Source organism: Luedemannella helvata, from assembly GCF_039528415.1.
Lineage (GTDB): Bacteria > Actinomycetota > Actinomycetes > Mycobacteriales > Micromonosporaceae > Luedemannella > Luedemannella helvata.
On the sequence record NZ_BAAALS010000021.1, the window covers coordinates 69,148 to 94,790 of the forward strand.

At 72.4% G+C, this 25,643-nt stretch carries 14 protein-coding genes; 7 read left to right on the plus strand and 7 right to left on the minus strand.

Annotated features, from left to right (window positions below):
- Positions 1-19 precede the first annotated feature (19 nt).
- Together ABD191_RS20355 and ABD191_RS20360 are read right to left on the minus strand one after the other, a co-directional pair.
- Positions 20-2,908, minus strand: a complete 2,889-nt coding sequence (locus ABD191_RS20355) for a glycoside hydrolase family 3 C-terminal domain-containing protein (protein WP_344084307.1) — start codon at positions 2,906-2,908, stop codon at positions 20-22.
- A 423-nt stretch (positions 2,909-3,331) separates the two neighbouring features.
- Positions 3,332-4,471, minus strand: coding sequence for an ROK family protein (locus ABD191_RS20360; protein ID WP_344084310.1), 1,140 nt, complete (start codon positions 4,469-4,471; stop codon positions 3,332-3,334).
- 282 nt (positions 4,472-4,753) lie between these two features.
- On the opposite strand from ABD191_RS20360, the gene ABD191_RS20365 reads away from it, so the two are divergent.
- The 3 genes from ABD191_RS20365 to ABD191_RS20375 all read left to right on the plus strand — a co-directional run bounded on the left by ABD191_RS20365 (position 4,754) and on the right by ABD191_RS20375 (position 8,532).
- Positions 4,754-6,487, plus strand: a complete 1,734-nt coding sequence (locus ABD191_RS20365; RefSeq protein WP_344084313.1) for a type 2 periplasmic-binding domain-containing protein — start codon at positions 4,754-4,756, stop codon at positions 6,485-6,487.
- 117 nt (positions 6,488-6,604) lie between these two features.
- Complete coding sequence (locus ABD191_RS20370) at positions 6,605-7,594, plus strand: ABC transporter permease (protein ID WP_344084316.1); 990 nt, start codon at positions 6,605-6,607, stop codon at positions 7,592-7,594.
- Positions 7,591-8,532, plus strand: a complete 942-nt coding sequence (locus ABD191_RS20375) for a carbohydrate ABC transporter permease (protein ID WP_344084318.1) — start codon at positions 7,591-7,593, stop codon at positions 8,530-8,532. The genes ABD191_RS20370 and ABD191_RS20375 overlap by 4 nt, the downstream gene beginning before the upstream one ends.
- 42 nt (positions 8,533-8,574) lie before the next feature.
- On the opposite strand, the gene ABD191_RS20380 is transcribed toward ABD191_RS20375, so the two are convergent.
- A complete protein-coding gene (locus ABD191_RS20380; protein ID WP_344084321.1) occupies positions 8,575-9,369 on the minus strand; it encodes an aldo/keto reductase in 795 nt (264 codons plus the stop codon).
- Between the two features lie 143 nt (positions 9,370-9,512).
- Between ABD191_RS20380 and ABD191_RS20385 the strand changes: the two genes are divergently transcribed.
- The gene (locus ABD191_RS20385) at positions 9,513-9,998 is read left to right on the plus strand and encodes a hypothetical protein (RefSeq protein ID WP_344084323.1); all 486 of its coding nucleotides are present in this window, start codon (positions 9,513-9,515) and stop codon (positions 9,996-9,998) included.
- Between the two features lie 76 nt (positions 9,999-10,074).
- On the opposite strand, the gene ABD191_RS20390 is transcribed toward ABD191_RS20385, so the two are convergent.
- Entirely contained in the window at positions 10,075-12,426 is a 2,352-nt protein-coding gene (locus ABD191_RS20390) for a TIM-barrel domain-containing protein (RefSeq protein WP_344084325.1), read from the minus strand.
- A gap of 140 nt (positions 12,427-12,566) precedes the next feature.
- Entirely contained in the window at positions 12,567-14,888 is a 2,322-nt protein-coding gene (locus ABD191_RS20395) for a glycosyl hydrolase family 95 catalytic domain-containing protein (RefSeq protein WP_344084327.1), read from the minus strand.
- Between the two features lie 49 nt (positions 14,889-14,937).
- Here ABD191_RS20395 and ABD191_RS20400 point away from each other — a divergent pair, with 49 nt between their 5' ends.
- The gene (locus ABD191_RS20400; protein WP_344084329.1) at positions 14,938-16,884 is read left to right on the plus strand and encodes a beta-galactosidase; all 1,947 of its coding nucleotides are present in this window, start codon (positions 14,938-14,940) and stop codon (positions 16,882-16,884) included.
- 40 nt (positions 16,885-16,924) lie between these two features.
- Positions 16,925-19,210 (plus strand): catalase/peroxidase HPI, encoded by a 2,286-nt coding sequence (gene katG, locus ABD191_RS20405; protein ID WP_344084332.1) that lies wholly within the window; start codon positions 16,925-16,927, stop codon positions 19,208-19,210.
- A gap of 51 nt (positions 19,211-19,261) precedes the next feature.
- Here katG and ABD191_RS20410 read toward each other — a convergent pair whose 3' ends face one another.
- On the minus strand, positions 19,262-20,035 hold the full coding sequence (locus tag ABD191_RS20410; RefSeq protein WP_344084335.1) for an exodeoxyribonuclease III: 774 nt from the start codon (positions 20,033-20,035) through the stop codon (positions 19,262-19,264).
- A 77-nt stretch (positions 20,036-20,112) separates the two neighbouring features.
- Positions 20,113-22,224 (minus strand): alpha-galactosidase, encoded by a 2,112-nt coding sequence (locus tag ABD191_RS20415; RefSeq protein WP_344084338.1) that lies wholly within the window; start codon positions 22,222-22,224, stop codon positions 20,113-20,115.
- A gap of 66 nt (positions 22,225-22,290) precedes the next feature.
- Between ABD191_RS20415 and ABD191_RS20420 the strand changes: the two genes are divergently transcribed.
- Positions 22,291-25,620, plus strand: a complete 3,330-nt coding sequence (locus ABD191_RS20420; protein WP_344084341.1) for an AAA family ATPase — start codon at positions 22,291-22,293, stop codon at positions 25,618-25,620.
- The last annotated feature ends 23 nt before the right edge of the window (positions 25,621-25,643 follow it).

Genomic DNA, 25,643 nt, shown 5'->3' on the forward strand with positions numbered 1-25,643 from the left:
CGGGTACGCGGGGAGGACACTACGCCTCGGCTCCCGGTCCGTCGAATCTCAGCTCCGCGACCCGGGTGCCGGGCGCGTCGAAGATCAGGTACAGGTCCCGGACGCCGGTGGCGTCGGCGGCCGGGGCGGACACCTCCGTCCAGGCGTACCCGCTGCCGGTCGGCGGGACGGTGAGGGTCGCGACCACCTGGCCGCGCACCGGGTCGTCGACGCGCAGCGTGATCGTGCCCGCGCTGTCGGCGGCCTGCGCGACCCGGGCGCCCACGGCCCGCACGCCCCGGCCGAGGTCCACGCCGTCGAAGGTGATCCAGGCGCCGGGCTCGATCGCGCCGACCGCGTCGCCGGCCACGGTGGACTCGTCGACCAGCGCGATGCCGCAGTAGTCGTCGTGGTCGGCGGCGCGCAGGGACCGCCCGCTCACGGCTCGCGGGGCGATCTGCTCGCCGCGCACGTCCACGACCGCGGTCGCCCGCACGTCCGTGGCCGAGGCGCCCACCATGACGGTGTGCCGGGCCTCCTCGACGACCATCCGGCCCTGGGTGACGTCCCAGAAGGCCAGGTCGGCGGCTCTCAATGGCAGCGTGACCGTGGCGGACCCGCCCGGCGCAAGGCGTACCTTCGCGAAGCCGCGCAGCTGGCGCACCGGCAGCTTGACCCGCGAGCGCTGCTGGCGGGTGTAGAGCTGCACGACCTCCGCCACCTCGTACGCCCCGGTGTTGACGACCTCGACGGTCACGGTGACCTCGCCGTCGGCGTCCAGCGCGGGGGAGCTGACCCGCAGGTCGCGGTACTCCACGCGGCTGTAGGTCAGGCCGTGGCCGAACGGGTAGAGCGGGGTGCCGCGGAAGTACAGGTAGGTCGCGTCGCTGGCGATGATGTCGTAGTCGAGCAGGTCGGGCAGGTCGGCGTCGTCGGCATACCAGGTCTGGGGGAGCCGGCCCGCCGGGCTCACGTCCCCGAGCAGCACCTCGGCGAGCGCGTTGCCGAACTCCTGACCGCCGTGCGCCGACCACAGGATCGCGGGCACGTGCTCGTCCGCCCACCCGATCGCGTACGGGTAGCTGCTGGTCAGCACCAGCACGGTCGACGGATTGGCCGCGTGTACGGCCTCGATGAGGCGCTGCTGGGTCGGGGGCAGGTCGAGGTCGACCCGGTCCTCGCACTCTCGACCATTGATCAGCGGGTGGTTGCCGAGCACGACGATCGCCACGTCCGCCTCGCGGGCGGCGGCCACGGCGGCGTCCACGCCCGAGCGGACCGGTTCGATGCTGAGGCCGAGCGCCTCGGCGGGCGTGCGCGCGGTGGCGCCGAGCGAGCCGTCCTCGGTCGCGGCCACGTACCGGTCGCTGGCGACGTGCTTGAGGACGAGCGCGCCGTCGGCGCGCTCGGCGAGGCGGAACGTCTCGCGGACGACCCAGCCGTTCGGGCCGGGCTGGTTGTTGACCAGCGGGGCGCCCTCGGTGCCGGCTGCGGTGACGTGCCGGCCGTTGGCCACGGCGCGCAGGGAGTAGACGCCGTTGCCCCAGTCGAACAGGTCGAACTGGCCCTGGTCGGAGGCCAGGTCGAACTCGCCCTGGCCGGCGGCCAGCCGCAGCGCGGCGCCGTCGGCGTGCTCGGCGGCGGTGACGACCCGGTCGCCGCCGGCCTCGCGCAGCACGACCCGGTCGACGCCGTCCTCGTGGCTCACGACCGCGTCGCCGAGGCGGTCGGTCAGGCCGCGCCGGGCGGTCGCCTGGTAGGGCAGCGTGCCGCTGTACCAGTCCTCGAAGAGCACGTCGGACAGCGGCCCGAGGACGGCCACCTTCCTCGGCGCGGCCAGGGGCAGCAGGCCGGCGTCGTTCTTGAGCAGCACGATCGCGGCACGGGCGGCCTCCCGGGCCAGCCGCTGGTGCTCGGAGCAGTTGATGACGTCGGCGGTGATCGCCGCGAAGGGGTTGGCCTCGGCGGGGTCGAACTCGCCGAGGCGGAACCGGATGGCGAAGATGTGCCGCAGCGCCGTGTCCACGTCGGCCTCGGTGATCAGGCCCCGCTCCAGCGCCCCGGTGACGCGCGCGATCGTGATCTCCGACTTGGCGTCGTTGTCCGTGAAGCTGTCGACGCCCGCCTTCAACAGCGCGGCGGTCGCGGCTGCGTGGTCGGGGTAGTAGGCCTGCGATTCGACCACGTTGGACGGTGCCTGCGCGTCGCTGACCACGAGGATCTCGTCGGTGGTCCAGGTGCGCAGCGCCTCGTTGATGAGCGGGCTCAGGTGCGCGGGCCGGTTGTTGACCAGGTTGTACGACGCCATGACGGCGACCGCGGCCCCGTCGGCGATGGGCGCCCGGAACGGCGGCAGTTCGTACTCGTGCAGCACCCGCGGGCTGAGGTTGCTCGACGTCCGGTCGCGGCGGGTCTCGTTGTTGTAGCCGAGGAAGTGCTTGAGGGTCGGCGCGGTCTTCAGGAACACGGGGTGGTCGCCGCGCAGGCCGCGCGAGTACGCGGTGCCCATGGCACCCGTCAGCAGCGGGTCCTCGGCGTAGCCTTCCTCGTTGCGGCCCCAGCGCGGGTCGCGCAGCTGGTTGACCACCGGGGCCCAGACGTTGAGGCCGGCCCGCTCGGGGTCCTTGTGGTGCAGGCCGCGTACCTCGTCGCCGACGGCCTCGCCGACCCGGCGCACCAGGTCGAGGTCCCAGGTCGCGCCGAGGCCGACGGCCTGAGGGAAGACCGTGGCCTCGCCGAGCCACGCGAGCCCGTGCAGCGCCTCGGTGCCGGTGCGGAACGTGCCGACGCCCAGCCGGTCGATGGCGGGCTGATGCTGGTGCAGGAGAGCGATCTTCTCCTCGAGCGTGAGCCGGGAGAGCAGGTCGGTGATCCGGTCGGCCAGGGGGACTGCGCCGTTGGTGTAGGCGCTGGCCTCGGAGTCGCTCATCGGGACGCACCCTTCTTCAGCATCGCGAGCGGGTGGAGCAGGGCGGTCGAAGCGCTTCGACGCGCCACGGGAGTGGCCGTTACCCAGGACTTTCGAAGCGCTTCGACGAAGGGTCGAAAGTTACCCCGTTCAAAACCGGGGCATTTCCGGATTGTTAGCCGGAGCTGTCGGCCGTGTTTCGAAAGCGAGGCTCAAGCAGCGTCGCACCGGCATTGGTCAATCGTCAAGGGGTCGGCAGATGCCGATGTTCGTACCTACCATGAGGTAAGCGCTTTCAGATTGGTGCCGGGAGCGCGCCGGTACTGGTGGGGAAGCATCGGAAGCGCGAAGGTCGGCGGCGCGGCGGGCACCGCGCCGCCGATCGCGACGTCGAAAGATCCGGCCCGGCCGGCGCGGTGCTGATGCGGCCGGCGTGCGCCGGCATCAGGCGGTGGGAAGCCGACCGGAGTCCACTGTCTCCAGTACGCCCGCCGCGCCGCCGGTCGCGGTCGCGTTGTACCCGAGCGTCGAGGCGACGATGCGCGCCCCGCCGGCCTGCGGCGCGACCGTGCGCGCGGCGAGTTCCGCGGTGGCGACCTCGATCACCCACGGCGCGAGGGGAGCGTAGTAGCCGCCCAGGAGGACGACCTCCGGGTTGACCAGGTTCGCCAGTATCGAGGCCCCGTGCCCGAGGTCGCGGCCGAGCTGGGTCAGCACGGCGAGCACCTCCGGCTCGCGCTGCTGGGCCCGGCGGACCACGTCCGCCACGCCGATCTCCGCGTCGACGAGCGAGTCGTGCCCGAGCTTGCGCAGCACCGCGCCGATGCCGGCGACGGCCTCCAGGCAGCCTGTCCGGCCGCAGGGGCAGGTGGGCCCGGCGGGGTCGATCGCCAGGTGGCCGATCTCGCCGCCGAAGCCGCGCGCGCCGCGCAGCAGCCGGCCGTCCGAGATGATGCCCGCGCCGATGCCGGCCTGGCCGGTGAGGTACGCGAGGTTGGCGACGCCGGCGTGCGCGCCGTAGCGGTACTCGGCGAGGACGGCGAGGTTGGCGTCGTTCTCGACGGCGACGGGGTAGTCCGGATTGCCGAGCGCGGCCCTGAGGTCGTCGCGGAGGCCGACGTCGCGCCAGCCGAGGCTGGTCGCGCTGCGCACCACGCCGCCCGCGTCGACCAGGCCGGGCACGCCGACGTTGATGCCGAGCACCTCGCGCCCGTCGTCGCGCACGCGGGCCACCGCCCGGCGGGCGAGGGTCGCGACCGCGGCGACGGCCTTGCTCGACCCGGCGCCCTGTCCGGTGAACGAGCGGCGCCACGTCAGGAGGCGCTCACCCCGGAGGTCGACCGCGACCGCGGCGAGGTAGTCGGTGCTTATTTCCAATCCGACGGCCGCGTAGGGCGAGCCGTCGACCACGATCATCGTGGCCGGCCGGCCGATGCGGTGTTCGGTCAGACCGGTCTCCCTGAGCAGGCGGCGGTCGATGAGCTCGCCCACCAGGCTGGAGACCGTGGTCTTGTTCAGGCCGGTCGCGGCGGCGATGTCGGCGCGCGAGCAGGGCGCGTGCGCGCGTACGAACCGCAGGACCACCGCTAGGTTGGTGGCCCGGACATCGGTGAAGTCCGCCGGTTGTGGACCGTTGTGCGTGGTTATCAACTGAGCCCCATCTGCCTCGGTCGGACCATCATCCCCCACGTCCCCCCGCTCGGGGCAGGTCCGGTCGCTACAGGCAGGGCGACCGATCCCTTGTGGCGGCTGGCGTCGTGGTCTAGTTTGTTTAGTCGCCAGACCAACTAAGTCTACAAACGCTCAGTGACCTCACGCCAGTAGGCGACCATCCCCTTAACCCTGATTCGAAGGGCCGAGAGCGCGATGACCAATCCCCTGTCCCGTCGGCGCACCAGTCGCCGGACCTTCCTCACCGTCGCGGGCGCCGGCGCGGCCGCCGCAGCCGTCGGCGGCAGCGGCCTGCTGGCCGGTTGCGACAGCTCGGGTGGGAACAAAGGCCCCGGCACCACGAGCAAGGACGACATCAACAAGATCATCCCGAACTACATCCAGAACACCTCGGTCAAGGCCGACATCCCGTCGGTGACCGGTGCCGCCGGCGCCGTCTCCGACCCGGTGTTCCTGTCCTACCCGGCCTCGCCGGTGCAGACCGTCCCGTCCACCCCCGGCTCCGGCGGCTCCTACACCACCATGACGCCGCTGTGGGGCGCCATTCCGCCGGCCAGCGGCAACGCGTACTACGACGCGGTGAACCAGGCCCTCGGCACCACGCTGAAGATCCAGGCCGCGGATGGCAACAACTACGGCGACACGCTGCCGCCGCTGTTCGCCGCCGACAAGCTGCCGGACTGGATCCAGATCCCGGGCTGGAACACCACCAACCTCAACTTCGGTTCGGCCGTCGCCAAGTTCGTCGACCTCACCCCGTACCTGTCCGGCGACAAGATCTCGGCGTACCCGAACCTCGCCAACATCCCGTCGGGCGCCTGGTCGGCCGGCGTGTGGAACGGCAAGCTCTACGGCCTGCCGGTGTACCCGTCCAACGCCACGTTCGCCGGGGCGGTCTTCTTCCGTCGGGACATCTTCGACAAGCAGGGCATCAACCCTGACTCGATCAAGACCGCGGAGGACCTCAAGGCCCTCGGCGCCCAGCTGACCAGCAAGACGGCCGGCCAGTACGCGTTCGGCGACGTGTTCGGCGACGTCGGCAACTACGCCGCGCAGCTGTTCGGCTTCCACATGAAGTGGGACCAGGACGCCACCGGCAAGATCGTGCACAGCTACGAGACCGAGGGCATCATCGCCGCCCTCGAATGGCACGCGTCGCTGGCCAAGGCCGGCTACATCCACCCGGCCGACATCGCCCGCACCGACCAGAACGCCAAGCAGCGGTTCTGGAGCGGCAAGACGGTCATCGCCGCGGACGGCACGGGTGCGTGGAACGGTCAGGACGCCAAGTCCGGCACGGCCGCCAACCCCGGCTACGTGCGGCAGGCGTTCAAGTTGCTGTCCGCCTCGGCGGGTCAGACCCCCAGCATCGAGCTGCAGCCCGGCGCGTCGATGTTCGCCTACCTCAACGCCAAGCTGACCGAGGCCCAGGTCAAGGAGCTGCTGGCGGTCGCCAACTACCTCGCGGCGCCGTACGGGTCCAAGGAGTGGCTGGTGGTCAACTTCGGCGCCGAGGGCCAGACGTACACGATGAAGGACGGCAACCCGGTGCTGAGCGAGAGCGGCAGCAAGCTGGTCGCCACCACCTTCCAGTTCCTGGTCACCGCGCCGGCCGTCACCACCGTGCAGGAGGGCTTCACCCAGGTGGCCAAGGACTACGCCGCCTGGCAGGCCGACACGGTCAAGTACGCCCGGACGCCGATCTTCTTCGGCATGAACATCACCGAGCCGGCGCAGTACTCCTCGATCGGGCAGGCCGTTCAGGACACGATCTCCGACGTGAAGGTCGGCCGCAAGCCGATCTCGGCGTTCACCGACGCGGTGGCCGCGTGGCGTAAGAACGGCGGCGACGAGCTGCGCAAGTTCTACGACGATATCCGCAGCAAGTACGTGACCGGCGCGTCGTCGGCCCCGACGCCGAGCAGTTGACCGTCGTGATCCGGCGCCCCGGCCGTAAGGCCCCGGCGCCGGATCACCAGATGTGAGCCGGGGTCGACGCCGCGCGGTCCCGGCCGGCACCTCATGTACCGCCCTGACAGGAGCACCGTGGCCACCATCACGCAGCGGGGCGACGCCGGGCCCGAAAAGGCCGACGCCCCCACACCCGAGCCGCCGCCGCGTACCAACAGGCTGACCGCGTGGCAGAAGTTCAAGCGCGACCGGACCCTGCTCATCATGGTCGTGCCGGCGATCGTCCTGCTGATCGTCTTCGCGTACATCCCGATGCTCGGCACGGTGACCGCGTTCCAGCACTACGACATCTACTCCGGCTTCCGGGGCAGTCCCTGGGTCGGGTTCCACCAGTTCGAGCGGCTGTTCACCGACCCGATCTTCTGGCACGCGCTCGAGAACACGCTCGTCATCAGTGCCGTGCAGCTGGTGCTCTTCTTCCCGATCCCGATCCTGCTCGCCCTGCTGCTGAATTCGATCATGAGTAGCCGGGTCCGCTCGTTCGTGCAGTCCGTCGTATACCTGCCGCACTTCTTCTCGTTCGTGCTCGTGGTCGCGGTCTTCATGGAGATGCTCGGTGGCGCGGGCGCGCTCAACACCTTCCTGATCCAGAACGACCTGCCGACCTGGGACATCATGACCGACCCCGGATCGTTCAAGTACCTGGTGACGGCCCAGCTGGTCTGGAAGGAAGCGGGCTGGGGCATCATCGTGTTCCTCGCCGCGCTCGCGATGATCGACCAGAGCCTGTACGAGGCGGCGGCCGCGGACGGCGCGGGACGCTGGCGCCGGCTGTGGCACGTGACGCTGCCGGGCATGCGCGGCGTCATCGTGCTCATGCTCGTGCTGCGGCTGGGCAACGCGCTCACGGTCGGGTTCGAGCAGATGCTCATCCAGCGCAAGGCCGTCGGCCGGGACGCCTCCGAGGTGCTCGACACGTTCTCGTACTTCTACGGCGTGGTCGCGAACAACTTCAGCTACGGCGCCGCCGCGGGCCTGTTCAAGGGCGTACTGTCGCTGATCCTGATCCTGGCGGCCAACAAGCTCGCGCACGCCATCGGGGAGGATGGGTTGTACCGGCGATGACAGTCCTGACCACGAACAAGGTGCGCCGTCGGCCCAGCCACCGGCCCGTCTGGGAGGAACCGCCGACCGCGGCGGGCCAGGCCGGCAAGGGCTTCGTCCTCTTCCTCACGGTGGCCATCGTGCTCGTCCCGATCTACATGATCGTGATCACGAGCCTGTCCACGCAGCAGTCGGTCAACCTCGCCGGCGGCATGGTGTTCATCCCGCAGGGCGGCATCACCACGGAGGCGTACCGGCAGATTTTCGACAACCCGCTCATCCTGCACTCGCTCTGGGTGAGCGTGTGGACCACGGTCGTCGGCACGGTGCTGTCGATGGTCGTCAGCGTCCTGTGCGCCTACGGGCTGTCGCGGCGGGGCTCGTTCGGGCACCGCACCCTGCTGATGATCCTCATCATCACGATGTTCTTCAGCGGCGGCATCATCCCGAGCTTCCTGCTGGTGTCGGCGCTGGGCGGCTACGGCAACTACTGGTCGCTGATCCTGCCCAGCGCGGTGAGCGTGTTCAACATCCTCATCATGCGCGGCTTCTTCATGGCGACGTCGGAGGACATGATCGAGGCGGCCCGACTGGACGGCGCGGGGGAGTGGCGCACCCTCTGGTCGGTCGTCCTGCCGACGTCGAAGGCGGTGCTCGCGGTCAACACCCTCTTCTACGCCATGGGGTACTGGGGATCGTTCTTCAACGCGCTGCTCTACCTGCCCGACAACGGCATGTGGCCGCTACAGATGATCATTTACACGTACACGATCCAGGGCAACGCGATGCCCGGCAGCGGCCTCACCACCATCGGGCAGAACCTGGGCCACCAGCAGATCGCACCCCTGTCGCTGCAGATGGCCGTGGTGACGCTGACCCTGATCCCGATCCTCGTCGTCACGCCGTTCATGCAGAAGCACTTCACCAAGGGCGTGCTGCTGGGCGCCGTCAAGGGCTGATTCCCGTTTGCGGGGGCCGCGACGCGGCCCCCGCAAACGTGTCTACGGCTGGTCGAGGGCGTCCACGCGGGCCAGTTCGTCGGCCGACAGCGCGAAGCCGAACAGGTCGCCGTTGGCGCGGATGCGCTCCTCGCGCGTCGACTTCGGGATCACCACCACGCCGTGGTCGATGTGCCAGCGCAGCGCGACCTGCGCGGGCGTGACGCCGTGCGCCTCGGCGATCTCCTTGAGCACGGGCGAGTCCAGGTCGGCGTTGCGCAGCGGGCTGTACCCCTCCAGCACCACGCCGCGGGCCTGGTGCCCGGCGAGAAGCGTCGGGTCGTTGCGCGTCGGCCCCCACGGGATCTGGTTGACCGAGGGGATCTCGCCGCTCGCGTCGGCCAGCTCGTCGAGCTGGTCGAGGCTGTAGTTGCTGACGCCGATCGCGCGGGTGAGGCCCGCGTCGCGGGCGTCGCGCAGGTGCTGCCAGGTCGGCGGGCTCGCCTGCCCCTCGATGGGCCAGTGGATGAGCCACAGGTCGACATAGTCAAGCCCCAGCTTGGCGAGGCTGTCGTTGATGGCCTGCGGGGCGCGGTCGGCGTCGCTGGGACGCAGCTTGGTGGTCACGAAGACCTCCTCGCGCGGCAGGCCGCTGTCGGCCAGCGCGCGGCCCACCTGCGCCTCGTTGCCGTACGCGGCGGCCGTGTCGATGTGGCGGTAGCCGGCCTCCAGCGCCACGCGCACCGCGCGGTAGGCGTCCTCGCCGGTGGCCTGCCAGGTGCCGAGGCCGAGCAGTGGCAGCGCTACGCCGCCGGGCAGGGTCACCGTCGGCTGGTTCGTGGGAACGTCGTCGCTCATGGCTCCCATCCTGCCCCGTGTCGGGCCACGGCATGCCGACATGCCCTGGCCGCGATTCATGATCACAATCTTGCGGTCGGGGCACGTACGATATCGCTCACCATCGATATCGATGGGCGTCCCTAACGGAAGGATCCCCTGCGATGCGTCCGTCTACCCGTCTCATCGCCGTCCTCGCGGCCCTGGTCGCGAGCCTGACGGTCACCGCCGCGCCGGCCCAGGCCGCCCCGACGACCGACTTTCGCGCCGACTCCGGAGACCGCTGCGCGTACGGCGCGGCGAAGGGCACGTTCGACTGGAACCCGCTGACCGTGTCCATCCTGCCGGCGGTCCATGCGACCGGCTCGGTCATCGACCGGCCCGCGCCCAACGACGTGACCGCCTGCCGCGACGACCTGATGTACACGGTCGTCACGTTCTCCGCGTACACCCGGGGTGTCCTGGTCGACACCGAGGCGGCCAGGGCCGACAACGGGGTCGCCGACCTCAGGCTCGCGCTCATGGCCCGCGGGAGCGTGATCGACACGGTGGTCGTGCAGGTCTGCCGCCACTCCACCGTGCCGACGTTCGCCCCCGTGGACTACTGCGGCCGGCCGGCAGCCTACGTCCGCCCCGACCTCAAGGGGTAACCGCTTCGCGGTCGTGGCTGCCGCCTCGACGCGTGACCGGCCGTGCTCCCGCGCCGGCCGGTCACGCGCCGACCGCTCAACGAAAATCAGCCACGAGTACGCCGTCGGCGCCGGTGAGCGGCACGGTCACGCCGTCGAGGGAGACCTCGGCCGGCGGCCGGGCGTCGGCCACCCGGGGCAGCTCGACGCGCGCCACCCGGCGCGGTCCGCTGACGGTCAGCTCCAGCCGCTCGCCGGACCGGCGGGCGGTGATCGTGGTGGTGCCGTCCACGTCGTGCACCACGGCCGTCGTGTCGGTCACGTCGTACGCGAGCAGCGTCAGCGGCCCGAACGGTCCGTCGCCGACCGTGTCGCCGGGCTCCACCGTGGCGATGAGGGCGCCCCGGCGCACGAACAGCGGGGTTTGCCCCAGCGCCGTGGTCACCCTGGCGTAGCGGCCGCCGGTGTGCACCTCGCCGTCCCAGAACCGCACCCAGTCGCCCTCGGGAAGGTAGACACTGCGGGTGCCGCTCGGGTCGGTCATCGGCGCGACGAGCAGGTCCGCCCCGATGCGGTACTCCAGGTCGGCGTGCCAGGTGGCCGGGTCGTCGGGGGAGTCCTCCAGCAGCGGGCGCATCCAGGCCGTACCGCTCTCGGCCGACTCGACGGACGCGCTGTAGAGGTACGGCATGAGCCGGTAGCGCAGGCGCAGCGCGTCGATCGCCAGCTCGGCCGCGTCGGCCGGGAACTCCCACGGCAGCCGGCTGGTCGTGCCGTGGAAGCGCACCATCGGCGAGAACGCGCCGAACTGCGCCCACCGCACGTACAGGTCGGGGGTGGGCGTGCCGCCGAAGCCGCCCACGTCGTGTGACCAGAACGGCACGCCGGACAGCCCGTACGACAGGCCGGCGCGCACCGTGCTGGCCATGGCCGGGTAGGTGGCGTTGATGTCGCCGCTCCACTGTGCGGAGTGCCGCTGCCCGCCGAGGAACGACGAGCGCGCCCAGACCAGCCCGTGGCCGGCGACCTCGCGGGTCACCGCCTGGACCATGTCGTTGAACAGCAGGGTGTAGACGTTGTGCAGCTCGACGCCGGTCATGCCGTTGTGGGCCACGCAGTCGGCCGGCACGCCCTCGGCGAAGTCGGTCTTGAAGGCCGCCACCCCCTGCCGGAGCAGGGCCCGCAGGCGCTCGGAGAACCACTCGACCGCGGCCGGGTTGGTGAGGTCGAGGATGCCGCACGCCGGGTACGACCCGTGCCACACGTCGGCGACGTACGTCGTGCCGTCGGCCGTCCTGAGGAACAGGCCCAGCTCGTCGGCCTCGGCGAACGCCGGGCTCAGGTGCGAGATGTACGAGTTCATCCAGAGCGAGACCTTGAACCCGGCCCCGGTCAGCTCGCGCATCATGGCGTCGGGGTCGGGGAAGGTCACCGGGTCCCACCGCAGGTCGGACCAGTGCCCGTCGGTCTGCCAGTAGCAGTCCAGGTGCAGCACGTCGCAGGGGATGCCCATCTCGCGGATCTTGCGGGCCCGGCCGAGGGCCTGCTCCTGGCTGTCGGCGAAGAAGCCGGACGACAGCCAGGTGCCCATGGCCCACTTCGGCGGCAGCAGCGGCTTGCCGGTCAGCGCGTCGAAGCGGCCGAGGACCTCGTCCGGCGTGGGGCCGGCGAGCACGTAGTAGTCGATGAGGTCGTCCGGCACGAGGATCTGCACGACGCTGTGCGTCGACTGGCACAGGTCGAACTCGGTCGGCAGGCCGGAGTCGACGACGACGCCGTAGCCCCTGCTGGAGATGTAGAACGGCACGTTCTTGTACGCCCGGTCGGATTCGGCGCCGAAGGCGTCGAAGTTCCACATCAGTGCCCGCTGGCCGCGCTTGTCCAGCGTGGTGAACTTCTCCCCGAGGCCCACGAAGTGTTCGTCGGCAGCCGCCGCGAAGCTCTCGTGGTAGGCGGCGACCGAGCCGTCGACCATGGAGCGGCCGAACGGCAGCGTGCGCAGCCGGCCGCTGATGTCGGTGATGCCGCGGTCCTCCTCGACGAGCAGGTTGCCGGCCGCGTCGACGAAGCGCAGGTGCCACGGGTCGAGCGTCAGCTCGGCGGTGATCGGGCCGGCGGTCAGCCGCACGGTGCCGTCCTCGACAGCGGCGGTGGCCGTGGCGCAGCGGCCGGGCCGCACCAGGGTGGCCGCCCGGGCGGAGCGGCTGCGGGCGTCGGGGTCCTGGCTGAGCCGGACGCGGATGATGCCTTCCCCGGCGGCGCTCAGCTCGACCGTGAGGGTCTGCCCGTCGCTCGTGATCGCCTTGGCCGTGACCGTCCCGGTGTCGAGGCTGGTCACCTCCGCGGCCGAGAGCGCGGCGAGCCCTTGTTCGCCGGGCGCGCGGACGGGCAGTTCGGGCGGATCGGCGACGAACGTCTCGTGCGGAACGAGAGGCGGTCGGAACGGCATCGGAAACTCCTGCTGTCTCGGCCTTCGGCAAGCGATGTGGCATTAGTTTTTCCGGTAACCCAACAAACGTCAACGCCTGCGGCGAGGAAAAGGGCGATCTTTAGGTGCGTATCCCAGCCGGCCCTCGCCTGACCCGGTCGTCAGCCGTCCCGCCCGACGTGCGCTGGCCCGGACCCGTCCATCCCTGCCCGGACGGTGACCGTCATGACGGTGTCCGGCGTGAGCCGGACGCGCCGGGGCAACCCCCACGGGGTGTGCACGACGACGTCGCCGGTGCCCCGCAGCCCCGCCGTGAGGCCGTCCGGCGACCAGACCAGGCGCTCCACGGTGACACCTCCGCGCGCCCGTACCCCCTGGATCTCCCCGGTCGGCCAGGCCGCCGGCAGCGCGGGCAGCAGCCGCAGCTGTTCGGGGACGGGCGGGGCGTCCGGTGGCCGGGCCGGGCCGGCGCCCACCAGCATCGCCACCACCAGCGCCGGCAGGCCGCCGCAGATGTCGACGTTGAACAGGTCGCCGGCGTTGTGGGTGGAGACGAGGTTGGGGCGCCAGTACCGGCCCGCGAGGCGGGTCAGCACCTCGTACGCCGGCTCGGCCAGGCCCAGCGCGGCAGCCGCCAGGCCCAGCTGGACCAGGCCGAACGCCATCTCGTCGCCCTGCTCGCGCCACCAGGCCAGCCGCGCGGCCACGGCCGCCCCGGCCGCCGACCGCAGCGTCGGATCAGCCAGCAACGGCGGGTCCGGCTCGTACCACAGCCCGTACAGGTGGGAGGCGTGGCGGTGCCCGTGATTGTCCCGCAGCGCCGGGTGCAGCCACTCGGCCAGGACGCCGCCGCGCACCTCGTAGGCGGGCAGCGCGTCGTGCAGCGCGCGCCACGCCGCCGCGCGCGGGTCGGCCAGCCCGAGCGCCCCGTGCGCCGCGAGCAGGTTGCGCAGCAGGTCGCGAACGGCCGCGACGTCCGCGGTGGCGTCCAGCGCGGCCTGCGCCTCGCCGCCACCGGGGTTGTTCTCCGGCGAGTACGACGGGACGAACGTCGCCCGTCCGTCCTTGATGGTCACGAAGTCCAGGTAGAAGTCGGCGGCCTCGACCATGAACGGGTACGCCCGCGCGCGCAGGAACGCCAGGTCGCCCGAGTACCGCCAGTGATCGGCGTAGAGGCGGGCCAGCCAGGCCGCGCCCGCCGTCCAGAAGGTCAGGCACCAGCGCGGCCCGAAATGGTTGGCCAGGCCGTGGGTGCCCAGGTGCGCCGGCACGAGGATGCCCCGCGCGCCGTAGAGGCGCCGCGCGTTGCGCCGGAAGTCCTCGCGGCACGCGTCGAGCAGGTCGAACAGCGGCAGCATCAGCTCGGGCGTGCCGGTCGCCTCCAGGGCCGCGACCGCGGCCTGCAGGTTGCCGTCAAGGGTGTACCCGGACGCCCACGCGGGGTGCCACGTGCCGCTCCACACGCCCTGCAACGCGGGCGGCAGCTCGCCGGTGCTGGAGATGATCGCGTACCGGCCGGCGTCGTAGAGCGCCGCGATGACGGCCGGGTCGGTCGGGTCGGCGAGCAGCTCCTCCGACGAGGGGGCCGCCGGGGCGCCGAGGATCAGCCGGGAGCGGCCGAACAGCGCGCCGTGGGCGGCGGCGTGCGCCGCCAGCAGGTCGTCGCCGCCGGGCAGCGCGTCGAGCGCATCGAGGTCGTCGCGCGGGGCGGGGGCCGCAACCGGGGGCGGCGGGTGGCCGGTCACGGTCGTGCGGGCCAGCACGACCAGCTCGGTGACGTCGGCGAAGCGCACGGCGTCGCCCGCGGGCGCGGTGGCGCCGTCGCAGCGCAGGCGCGTTGTGATGGCGTACCCGCTCCCGGTGTGGAAACGGCCGCGCAGGGTGAGCCCGGCGCGGTCGGTGACCAGCTCGTGGGCCACCGGCCGCCGCGGCTCGCCGGCGACGGGCCGCAGCAGCAGCGTGCCGGCGACGGGGTGGTCGGCGCGCAGGCGCACGACGACGACGTCGTGGGGGCGCGAGACGAACGTCTCGACCCGGACCTCTCCCCGTCCGTCGTGCCAGGCGTGGGCGACCAGGCCGGTCGCGAAGTCGGTCGCGCGGATCCAGTCGGCGGCGGGGTCGAGCGTGAGGGTCAGCGTGCCGGCGCCGATGAACGGGTCGATCCAGCGCAGCTCGGCGTAGCCGGGGTCGGCCTTCCCGGCGACCGTCACGACCAGGTCGGCGGCCTCCTGCCGGCGGCCGTCGCGCAGCAGCCGGCGCAGCTCGGGCAGCACCTCGGCGGTGGGCGGCGGGTCGAGCGGCGCCTGGACGGGGTGCCGCAGCCGTTCGTGGGCCAGGTCGATCGCGATCGCGCCCGGTGTCCCGTGGACCACCGCGCCCTGGCGGCCGTTGCCGGTGATCAGGCCGTGCTCCCAGGTGGGTGCGGGGGAGCGGGAGACGAAGCCCCGCTCGGGTACGCGGACGCCATTGACGACCAAGGTCACCTGGCCTAGTTTGGCTAACGACTAAACAAAAGGCAATCCGGGGGCGCCGGTGGACTGGCCGAGGGGCATGGCGGGGCGGCTCTGCTACGGCGGGGACTACAACCCCGAGCAGTGGCCCGAGTCCGTGTGGCACGAGGACATGGCGCTCATGCGCGAGGCCGGCGTCACCCTCGCCACCGTCGGCGTCTTCTCCTGGGCGCTGCTGGAGCCGGCCGAGGGCGAGTACGACTTCGGCTGGCTCGACCGGGTGCTCGACCTGCTGCACGACAGCGGGATCGCGGCCGCCCTCGCGACCCCCACCGCCTCGCCGCCGCCGTGGTTCACCCTCGCCCACCCGGCCGGCCTGCCGGTCGACGCGGCCGGGACCCGGCTCACCCACGGCAGCCGCGACACGTACTGCCCCTCGTCGCCGGAGTACCGTGCGGCCGCGCTGCGCATCGCCACCGCCCTGGGTTCGCGGTACGCCGGGCACCCCGCCGTGGCCATGTGGCACGTGCACAACGAGTACGGCACGACGTGCCACTGCGACGTGACCGCCGCCGCGTTCCGGGACTGGCTGCGCCGCCGGCACGGGTTCCTCGACGCGCTCAACGCGGCCTGGACGACCTCGTTCTGGAGCCAGCACTACACCGACTGGGCGCAGATCATGCCGCCGCGCGCCACCCAGTACCTGCACAACCCCGCGCTCGCGCTCGACTTCAAGCGGTTCACCTCCGACGAACTGCTCGCCTGCTTCGTTTCCCAGCGCGACGCGCTGCGCGCGATCGACCCGTCCGTGCCCATCACGACGAACTTCGTCCTCGGCGGCTGGGTGCCCGTGTCGCACTGGGACTGGGCCCCGGAGGTCGACTTCGTCTCCATCGACCACTACCCGGGCTCGTCGGCGCCGCTCGCGGCCGAGGAGGAGACCGCGTTCGCCGCCGACCTGGCGCGCGGCTGGGCCGGCGGGCGGCCCTGGCTGCTGATGGAGACCGCGCCGAACCTCATCTACGAGCCCGGCCGGATGGCCGTCAAGGAGCCGGGCCGGATGGCGCGGCTGGCCCTGTCGTACGTGGCCCGCGGGTCGCGGGGGTCGCTGTACTTCCAGTGGCGGGCGCCCGCGGGCGGCGCCGAGCTGTACCACTCGGCGATGGTGCCGCACGCGGGGGCGGACAGCCGGGTGTTCCGGGAGAGCGCGGCGCTCGGCGCCGTCCACCGGGAGCTGGGGCCGGCCCTGTTCGACGGGGCGGTGGTCGCGTCGGCGGCGATCCTGTGGGACGACGAGGCGTGGTGGGCGTCGCAGGCGCCCGCGTTCCCGTCCTCGTCGCTGGACTACCTGGCCGCCGTCCGGTCGGTGCACGGGGCGCTGTGGCGGGCCGGGGTCACCTGCGATGTCGCCCGACCCGGCGCGGACCTGTCCGGGTACCGGTTGGTCCTCGTGCCCAGCCTGTACCTGGTCTCCGACGAGGCGGCCGCCGCGCTGCGGTCCTACGCGGAGGCCGGCGGGACGGTCGTCGTCTGGTACTTCAGCGGCATCGCCGACCCGGCGCCGCGCGTACGGCTCGGCGGGCATCCGGGGGCGTGGCGTGACCTGCTCGGCGTACGGGTCGAGGAGTGGCTGCCGCTCGCGCCCGACGCGTCCGTCTCCCTGTCGTCCGGAGGTACGGGCCGGCTCTGGTCGGAGCGGGTACGCCTGGCGGGGGCGTCGGCGGTCGACTCCTACGCCGACGGGGTGCTCGCCGGGTTGCCGGCGGTGACCCGCAACGCGGTCGGGGCGGGGGCGGCCTACTACGTGTCGACCTCGCTCGAGGACCCCGGGCGGTTCCTGGCGTCCGTGTGCGCGGCGGCCGGGGTGGCGCCCGTGGTGGCGGACCTGCCGGCGGGCGTGGAGGCCGTCCGCCGGGTGAACCCGGACGCGCTGGTCATCATCAACCACACGGCCGCCGACCAGCCGGTGCCCTCGGCCGGCGTGGTGCCCGCCGGCGGGCACCTCGTCGTCCCGGCCGGGCCGCCGTAAAGCCCTGAATGCCGGGCAAAAGCGTTTGTACACTCTCAAAATGAGCGAGACGCAGGCCAACGGCCCTTCGAGCGCGCAGGGCGTGGACGAGAAGGAGGCGGCCGGCTTCGAGGTCGCGCCCGACTCCGCTACCGCGCACGGCAGCGAGAGCGAGAACCCGGCGATCCCGTCGCCGACGCCGAAACCCACCGCTCGGCCGCGCACCAACCGGGACTGGTGGCCCAACCAGCTCGACCTCTCGGTGCTGCGGGCCCACTCGCCCAAGAGCAGCCCGCTGGGCAGCGGGTTCAGCTACGCCGAGGAGTTCGCCAAGCTCGATGTCGAGGCGCTCAAGCGGGACATCATCGACATGCTCACCACGTCGCAGGACTGGTGGCCGGCCGACTTCGGCCACTACGGCGGCCTGATGATCCGGATGAGCTGGCACGCCGCGGGCACCTACCGCATCCACGACGGGCGCGGCGGCGCCGGTGACGGCGGTCAGCGGTTCGCCCCGCTCAACAGCTGGCCGGACAACGCCAACCTCGACAAGGCGCGGCGGTTGCTGTGGCCGGTCAAGCAGAAGTACGGCCAGCAGGTCTCCTGGGCCGACCTGCTCGTCCTCGCCGGCAACGTGGCGATGGAGTCGATGGGCTTCACGACGTTCGGTTTCGGCTTCGGCCGCGAGGACGTCTGGGAACCCGAGGAGATCTTCTGGGGGCCCGAGGACGCCTGGCTCGGCGACGAGCGCTACGTCTCCGAGAAGGAGATGTCCGCCGGGGTCGGCGCGACCGAGATGGGCCTCATCTACGTCAACCCGGAGGGACCGCGCGGCAACCCCGACCCGGCCGCGGCGGCGCACTTCATCCGCGAAACCTTCGCCCGGATGGCCATGAACGACGAGGAGACGGTCGCCCTCATCGCCGGCGGGCACACCTTCGGCAAGACCCACGGCGCGGCCGTCGCCGACGACCACGTGGGCCCGGAGCCCGAGGCCGCCCCGGTGGAGGCGCAGGGCCTCGGCTGGCTGAGCAGCTACGGCACCGGCAAGGGCCCCGACACCATCACCAGCGGCCTCGAGGTGACGTGGACCGACCGGCCCACGCAGTGGAGCAACCGCTTCTTCGAGATCCTCTTCGGCCACGAGTGGGAGTTGGCCACGAGCCCCGGCGGCGCCAAGCAGTGGGTCGCCAAGGACGCTCCGGAGATCATCCCGGACCCGTTCGATCCCTCGAAGAAGTACCGGCCGACGATGCTCACGACCGACCTGTCCCTGCGGGTCGACCCGGTGTACGAACAGATCTCGCGCCGCTTCCTCGAAAACCCCGACGAGTTCGCGCTCGCCTACGCCAAGGCCTGGTACAAGCTGTTGCACCGCGACATGGGTCCGGTCAGCCGCTTCCTCGGGCCGTGGGTCCCCGAGCCGCAGCTGTGGCAGGACCCCGTGCCGGCCGTCGATCACGAACTCGTCGGCGACGCCGACATCGCCGCCCTCAAGACGAAGGTCCTGGAGTCCGGCCTCACCACCACCCAGTTGGTGATGACCGCCTGGGCCGCCGCGGCGAGCTTCCGGTCCACCGACAAGCGCGGCGGCGCCAACGGCGCCCGGATCCGCCTCGAACCGCAGCGCGGCTGGGCGGTCAACGAGCCTTTGCAGCTGGAACAGGTCCTGGACACCCTGGAACGCGTCCAGCGCGAGTTCAACGACGCCGACGGCGCGAAGATCTCGCTCGCCGACCTGATCGTGCTGGCCGGCACCGCCGCCGTCGAGAAGGCGGCCCGTGACGGCGGCGTCAGCGTGACCGTGCCGTTCCACCCGGGCCGCACCGATGCCAGCCAGGAGCAGACCGACGTCGAGTCCTTCAAGGTCCTCGAGCCGCGCGCCGACGGGTTCCGCAACTACCTGCCCGCCGACGAGAAGACCTCGCCGGAGGTGCTGCTCGTCGACCGCGCGTACATGCTCAACCTGACCGTGCCGGAGATGACCGTCCTCGTCGGTGGCATGCGCGCGCTCGGCGCGAACGTCGGCGGCGCCCGGCACGGCGTGTTCACCGACCGGCCCGGCGTACTCAGCAACGACTTCTTCGTCAACCTGCTCTCGGCGGGCAGCCGGTGGCAGCGGTCGGCGTCCGAGGAGCATGTGTACGAGATCCGCGACGTGGCCAGCGACCAGCTGAAATGGACCGCCACCACGGTCGACCTGATCTTCGGCTCGAACTCGCAGCTACGGGCCCTCGCGGAGGTCTACGCCAGCGCGGACGCCCACGAGAAGTTCGCGCACGACTTCGCCGCGGCGTGGACAAAGGTGATGGACCTCGATCGGTTCGACCTGGTGCGCTCCTCGTAGTGATGAACCACGGTGGCACCAAGCTGCTGACGGTCACGGACCGGCCGCGGTTCACCCGCTGGTCAGCTCGACGATGATGGGGGCGTGGTCGGAGGGCCCCTTGCCCTTGCGGGCCTCGCGGTCGATCCACGCCCTGCCGACCCGGTCGGCGAGGTCCTTCGACGCGTAGACCAGGTCGATGCGCATGCCCATGTCCTTGTGGAACATGCCGGCCCGGTAGTCCCAGTAGGTGAAGGGGTTGGGCCCCTTCATGGGCTCGGGCACCACGTCGTGCAGGCCGAGGTCGAGCAGGGCGACCAGCGCGGCGCGCTCCTCGGCCGTCACGTGCGTCGAGCCGACGAACGCCGCCGGGTCCCACACGTCGGAGTCCGTGGGGGCGACGTTGAAGTCACCGCACACCACCAGGGGCGTGCCGGCGGCCAGGGTCGGCGCGAGCGCGTCGCGCAGGGCGGCGAGCCAGTTCAGCTTGTACGCGTAGTGGGGGTCGTCGATGGTGCGTCCGTTCGGCACGTACACCGACCAGACCCGCACCCCGCCGCATGTCGCGCCGATCGCGCGTGCCTCCGGGTCGGGGAAGCCGGGCTGGCCCGCAAAGCCACGCTCCACATCGGCAAGGCCGACCCGCGACAGCAGGGCCACCCCGTTCCACCGGCCGTCGCCGTGCGCGGCCACCTCGTAGCCCAGCTCGGCGACCTCCGCCTCCGGGAACGTGGCGGTCTTGGTCTCCTGCAGGCACACGACGTCGGGGCCGGTGGTCCGCAGCCAGTCGAGCAGGCGGGGCAGTCGGGCGGTGACGGAGTTGACGTTCCAGGTGGCCAGGCGCATGCCCCGACGTTAGCCCGCGCCTGTGACAGCCACACGGACCGACCGGCGGTCGGATGGGGGCGCGTGGGCGGGTCAGGTCACACCCGGATAAGGGTGACCAACGCGCTGGCGTAGTCGCCGGTGGGCAGGGTCAGGGGGAGGCCGTGGGTGAGCAGGAGGGCGCCCGGGTGTTGCGTGCCGGTGTCCTTGTCGCGGTAGGTCGCCGCGGGGTCCAGGCCGCGCAAGGGCAGCGGCTGGGGGTGACGGCCGAACGTCGGGGCCGGGCGGTAGGCGAAGACGACCGACTCCGCGCCGTCGCGCGAGACGTACTGGACGGCGGTCACGGGCGCGCCCGGCGGGGCGAGGCGGTACTGGCGGCCGTGCTGCACGATCGGGCGGATCCGCTTGTACTGCGCGACCAGGTCAGCCGCCTCGGCCAGCTCCTCGGGCGACCATTCGGTGAGGTTGCCGCCGATCGCCAGGACGCCGGCCATGGCGACGTGGAAGCGGAAGCGCAGCGGGGTGACGCGGCCGTTGAGCCAGTTGGGGCTGTCGGTCACCCAGGCGGCCATGATGGCGGCCGGGTACACCTGGCTGAAGCCGTACTGGATGCTGAGCCGGTCGTACGCGTCCGTGTTGTCGGAGGTCCACACCTCGTCGGTGTGGGCGAGGATGCCGAGGTCGACCCGGCCGCCGCCGCCCGCGCACGACTCGACGCGCAGCCGGGGGTGGTCGGCGCGCAGCCGGTCGAGCAGGTCGTACACCGCCTGGATGTGGTCGATCCAGAGGCGGTCGGCACCGTCGGCGGCCTCCGGCCAGCCGGCCTCCGTGAACGGGCGGTTGAAGTCCCACTTCAGGAAGTCAATCTTGTGGTCGCGCAGCAGGCCGTCGAGCCAGCCGTGCGCCCACGCCGCCACGTCCGGGCGGGCGAAGTTCAGCACGAGCTGCTGGCGCACCTCGGTGCGGGCGCGGTTGGCGCTGTGCAGCACCCAGTCCGGGTGCGCGCGGTAGAGGTCGCTGTCGGGGTTGACCATCTCGGGCTCGACCCACAGGCCGAACCGCATGCCGAGCCGGTGCACCTCGTCGATGAGCGGGGTCAGCCCGTCGGGGAACCGGTCGGGGTTCGGGGTCCAGTCGCCCAGCCCGGCGTTGTCCGACAGCCGCTTGCCGAACCAGCCGTCGTCCATCACGAACAGCTCGACGCCCAGCGGCGCGGCCAGCCGGGCCAACCGTTGCTGACCCGCGACGTCGACCGCGAACCCGGTGGCCTCCCACGAGTTGTACACGACCGGGCGGACCTCGTCCGGCCTCGGCAACACGTGCTCGCGGACGTGCTCGTGCCACCCGCGGCTCGCGGCGCCGAACCCGCCGTCGCTGTAGAGGCCGCAGAACACCGGGGTACGCAGGCAGTCGTCGCCCGCCAGCCGCCACGTCAGCGCGTCGTGCCCGTACCCGCCGAACAGCTGGACCCGGTCGGTCGGTGAGCGGTCGACGGTGATCCGCCAACTCCCGCTCCACGCCAGCGCCGCGCCCCACACCTCGCCGGCGTCCTCGGTCGCGTCGCCCGCGTCCACCATGACCCACGGGTTCGCGTGGTGGCCCGTGAGCCCTCGGCGGCTGGTAAGCGTCGTCTCGGCGCGGGCCAGGGTCACGCGCTCCACCTGGCTCTCCGAGCTCCAGTGGCCGGTCACGTGGCTCAGCCGGTAGTCCGGTCGGGGCGGTAGCGTCCAGCACGCGGAGTCGGCGCGGGTGACGAACGCGGGCGGGTCAGCCGGGTGGCGCAACGTCGTCCAACGCTCGATGACGTCGCAGCCGTCGTGAACCCGATAGTGCAGGTCGATGGTGAGCGGATAGTGCTCGTCCGCATAGCTGAGCGTGAGCGTCGCGCCGCCGGACTCCTCCTCGACGTGCTCGCCGACGAGGACCGGCTGCACCGGGCGCGTACCGTCGGAAAACTGCACCTGCAGGCTGCTGACCCCGAACCGGGCACCGCCCGCCACCAGGTACTCCTCCGGATGGCCGGGGCCGTCGACGCCCACGCCGTACACCGGGCCGTGCGGCGCCATCGCCGCCGCCTGGGCGAGCGTGAGCGGGGCGCCCCAGTGCAGGTGGGCAGGCAGTTCGCGGTCGCTGACGCGCAGCGCGTACGCCGTGTGGGGGGTGGACAGCAGCCAGGTTCGGGAGTTCGCCGCGGAGCGGATCGACGACATTTGAGGCAGCCTAATGTGCGCTAGCGGACGAGGTAAGCCCGTCGTTCCTCACGTACTGTGCCCCCCATGCAGGCACCCTTCATCTCGCACCGGCTCCGCCTGGAGGTCGCGGTCGAGTCCGGCACCCTGAGCTGCCGCGCCATTCTCGACGGTGACGTGGTCGGCATCCGTTCGGTGCCTGAGCCGTACGGAATGGGCAACCTTTGGGAAGGCCTGGGCCGGGGCCATGAGGCCGAGGGGAAGCTGATCTCCGCCGGGCGGCGGCTCGGCCGAACGCTGCTCGACGAGGCCATCCTCGGCCGGCTCGCTGAGGTGATCGACGGGCTGCCGCCCGACAGCGTGCTGGAGATCGTCGTCGAGGCGAACCCGGCCGGGCTGTCCCTGCCGTACGAGCTGATCCGCCTGCCCGACGACCGGGCCCTCGCGCAGCTGCCCCAGGTGACCCTCGTGCGCCGCCGCTCCGGCGCGAACCGGGGCGCCGCCGCCCTGCCGGTCGCCGGCCCGCTCAAGGTGCTCGTCGTGGCGGCCGCGGCCGACCACGAGACGCGGCTGCGCTCGCTCGCGCCGCTGCTGGAGACGGGCGTACCAGCGCAGTTCACCGTCCTGGAGGTCGCCGACCTCGCCCAGGTGGAGGAGGCCGTGCGCGCCGACGCCTACCACGTGGTGCACATCGACGGCCCCGGCGGCGCACCCAGCCTGCAGCTCACCGACGAGGACGGCCGTCCGTCGCCGGTGACCCCGGTCGAACTCGTCCGCGCGGTGCGGCGCGACGACGAGCCCGTTCCGGTGATCTTCCTGGCGGGCGGCTGCGTGGGCGTCGACGGGGTGGCCGCCAACCTGATCCGCTTCGGCGCCGACCGGGTCGTGGTCATGCAGGCGCGGCCCGCGCCCGGCTACGCGGTGCACCTGGCGGCGGCCTTCTACCGCCGCCTCGCGGAGCAGAACGGCCCGGCCGGCGTCGCCCTCGCGTACGCCCGCACGGTCGTGGTGCCCGGCGGCGACGAGACGCCGCAGTACGGCCTGCCGACGCTCCTCGCGACCGACGACGACCGGCCCGTGCTGGACGCCTACGCGACGCCGCGGTCGCTGGACGGCGTGGGCCGGGTCGGCAACGCCGGCTACCCCATGGAGCTGCCGCCGGGCCGGCTCGTCGGCCGGGCCGAGCAGGTGAAGGCCACCGTACGCGCGCTGCAGCGCCCCACCGGCAACGGCCCCGGCGGCGCCGGGGTGATCCTCACCGGCGCGCCCGGCGTCGGCAAGACGTCCGTCGCCGGCCGGGTCATGGCCCGGCTTCGCGGCCAGGGCTGGACGATCGTCACGCACAGCGGCCGGTGGAACCCCGAGGCGCTGCTCACCGGCCTCGCGGACGCGCTCGCCAAGGAGTCCTCGATGGAGGAGGTGAGCCGGCTGCTGCGCGACGCGGCCGTCGACGACGCCGGAAAGCTCGGCGTCGTGCGGCAGCTGCTGCGCGCCCGGCGGTTGCTGCTCGTCTTCGACGGCCTGGACCAGAACCTCAGCGAGTACGGGGAGGGACTGGCGGACAGCGGCTTCGCGTCCGTCCTCGCCAGGCTCGCGGCCTCGGCCGGCAAGGGCCGCCTGCTGCTGACGGCGCGCGACAGCTCGCCGGCCGCCGGCCTCGACCTCACCCGCGTCGACGTGCCCCCACTGAACCGCCAGGAGGCGCAGCGGCTGGTCGACCGCATGACCGGCCTGCGGGCGCTGGACGAGGCGACCCGCGCCACGGTCGTCCGGACGGTCAGCGGGCTGCCCCGGCTCGTGGAGCTCGCCGACGCGCTGGCCCGCGACGGCGCGGCCGACTTCGCCGCCGCCCTGGCCGCCATCGAGCGGGCCCCCGCCGACGCCCGCGAGGTCCTGGTCACCGCGCTGTTCCGTCGCCGTACGCACGGCGAGCGGGAGGCGCTGCTGCAGGCCAGCACGTGCCTGGGCCCGATCAGCGCGGAGGACCTCGCGGTCGCGCTGCACGGCCCGCACGTCGGCCAGTTCGACACGGACGACGCCGAGCGGGCCCTGACCGCGCTGGTCGACCTCGCGCTCATGGCCCGCGTGGAGGGTTCGGGCGGCGTCCGGTACGCGGCCCAGCCCTGGGTCGGGGAGGCCGTGGCGGCGCACCACGACGGCGAGGCCGGCGAGCGGCACGCGCGCGCGGTCGCGGTGCACGACCGGCGCCGCCACGCCGGCACGGCCACGTTCGCCGACCTCAGCGAGACCGTGCGCCACCTCGCGGGCGCGCACAGCTTCGGCGGGGTCGCCACGGTGGCCGTCGGTGGCCTCGACCGCCTGGGCGGCGCGTTGAGCCGGGCGGCGCTGCTCAACCAGGTGACCCGGGCGGTACCCGCCGAGACGGCCGGCTTCCTGGAGCTGGTCTACCGGGAGCTGGACGAGCTGGGCGCGCTGGGCCTCACCGGTGCGGCGCGCGCCCGCGCCGCGGACGTGCTCGGCGGCGAGCTGCGCATCGCGGCCCAGCAGCCGGCCGAACTCGCGGCCCAGCGCGGGCTCAGCCTGCTGCTCAGCCGCGCGGGCGAGCTGGAGCTGGCGGCCGGTGACCAGGTGGCGGCGGAGGCGCTGTTCCGCGAGGACCTCGCGGGCACGGAGCGGCTCGTGTCGGTCTTTCCCCGTCACCCCGTGCTGCGCCGCGACCTGAGCGTGTGCCACGAGCGCCTCGGCGAGGTGTGGCTGGCGGCCGGCGACGTCGACGAGGCCGAACGGCACTTCCGGCGCGGCCTCGCGCTCCTCGCGCAGCTCGTCGAGGCCGACGCCGCCGACCCGGCGTTGCGACGCGACCTCAGCGTCGCGCACAACAAGCTCGGTGAGCTGATGCTCGCGGCCGGCCGCACCGCTGAGGCGGCCGAGCGCTTCGAGTCGGCCCTGCAGATCCGGCAGCGGCTGCTTGATGCCGAGCCCGGCGATCCCGAGCGCCAGCGCGACCTGACGGTGTCGCTGGAGCGGCTCGCCGACGCGGCCCTGGCCGCCGGCCAGCCGGAGCAGGCGCAGGGCCTGTTGCGCAAGGCGATCACGATCCGGGAGGACCTCGTGGCCGACGACCCCACCAACGTCACGCACCAGCACGAGCTGAGCCTGCTGGAGGTGCGCCTCGGCGGGGCCCTGGCCGCGGCCGGCTCGGTCAGCAAGGCCGAACACAGCCTGCGCGAGGGGTTGGACGTGCTCAGCCGGCTCGCCGCCAACGCCACCGGCGACGCCGTGCTCCGCGAGGACCTGCGCTACGCCTACCACCACCTCGCCGAGGTGCTCACGCGCCGCGGCCGCAACCGCGAGGCCCGCGAGATGCGGGAGCGGGAGAGCGCGCTCGTCGCGGCGCCGGGGTGTCGCTCTGACGACCTGTCGGTTGATATCGATGCCACATCTGAGTTGAGATAGGACCCGTGGATGGGGTGAGGGCA

Excerpts from the sequence above, each read along its gene's own strand:
- ABD191_RS20355 (WP_344084307.1), bottom strand. The coding sequence starts at position 2,908 with ATGAGCGACTCCGAGGCCAGCGCCTACACCAACGGCGCAGTCCCCCTG.
- ABD191_RS20365 (WP_344084313.1), top strand. The coding sequence starts at position 4,754 with ATGACCAATCCCCTGTCCCGTCGGCGCACCAGTCGCCGGACCTTCCTC.
- ABD191_RS20375 (WP_344084318.1), top strand. The coding sequence starts at position 7,591 with ATGACAGTCCTGACCACGAACAAGGTGCGCCGTCGGCCCAGCCACCGG.
- ABD191_RS20380 (WP_344084321.1), bottom strand. The coding sequence starts at position 9,369 with ATGAGCGACGACGTTCCCACGAACCAGCCGACGGTGACCCTGCCCGGC.
- ABD191_RS20385 (WP_344084323.1), top strand. The coding sequence starts at position 9,513 with ATGCGTCCGTCTACCCGTCTCATCGCCGTCCTCGCGGCCCTGGTCGCG.
- ABD191_RS20390 (WP_344084325.1), bottom strand. The coding sequence starts at position 12,426 with ATGCCGTTCCGACCGCCTCTCGTTCCGCACGAGACGTTCGTCGCCGAT.
- katG (WP_344084332.1), top strand. The coding sequence starts at position 16,925 with ATGAGCGAGACGCAGGCCAACGGCCCTTCGAGCGCGCAGGGCGTGGAC.
- ABD191_RS20410 (WP_344084335.1), bottom strand. The coding sequence starts at position 20,035 with ATGCGCCTGGCCACCTGGAACGTCAACTCCGTCACCGCCCGACTGCCC.
- ABD191_RS20415 (WP_344084338.1), bottom strand. The coding sequence starts at position 22,224 with ATGTCGTCGATCCGCTCCGCGGCGAACTCCCGAACCTGGCTGCTGTCC.
- ABD191_RS20420 (WP_344084341.1), top strand. The coding sequence starts at position 22,291 with ATGCAGGCACCCTTCATCTCGCACCGGCTCCGCCTGGAGGTCGCGGTC.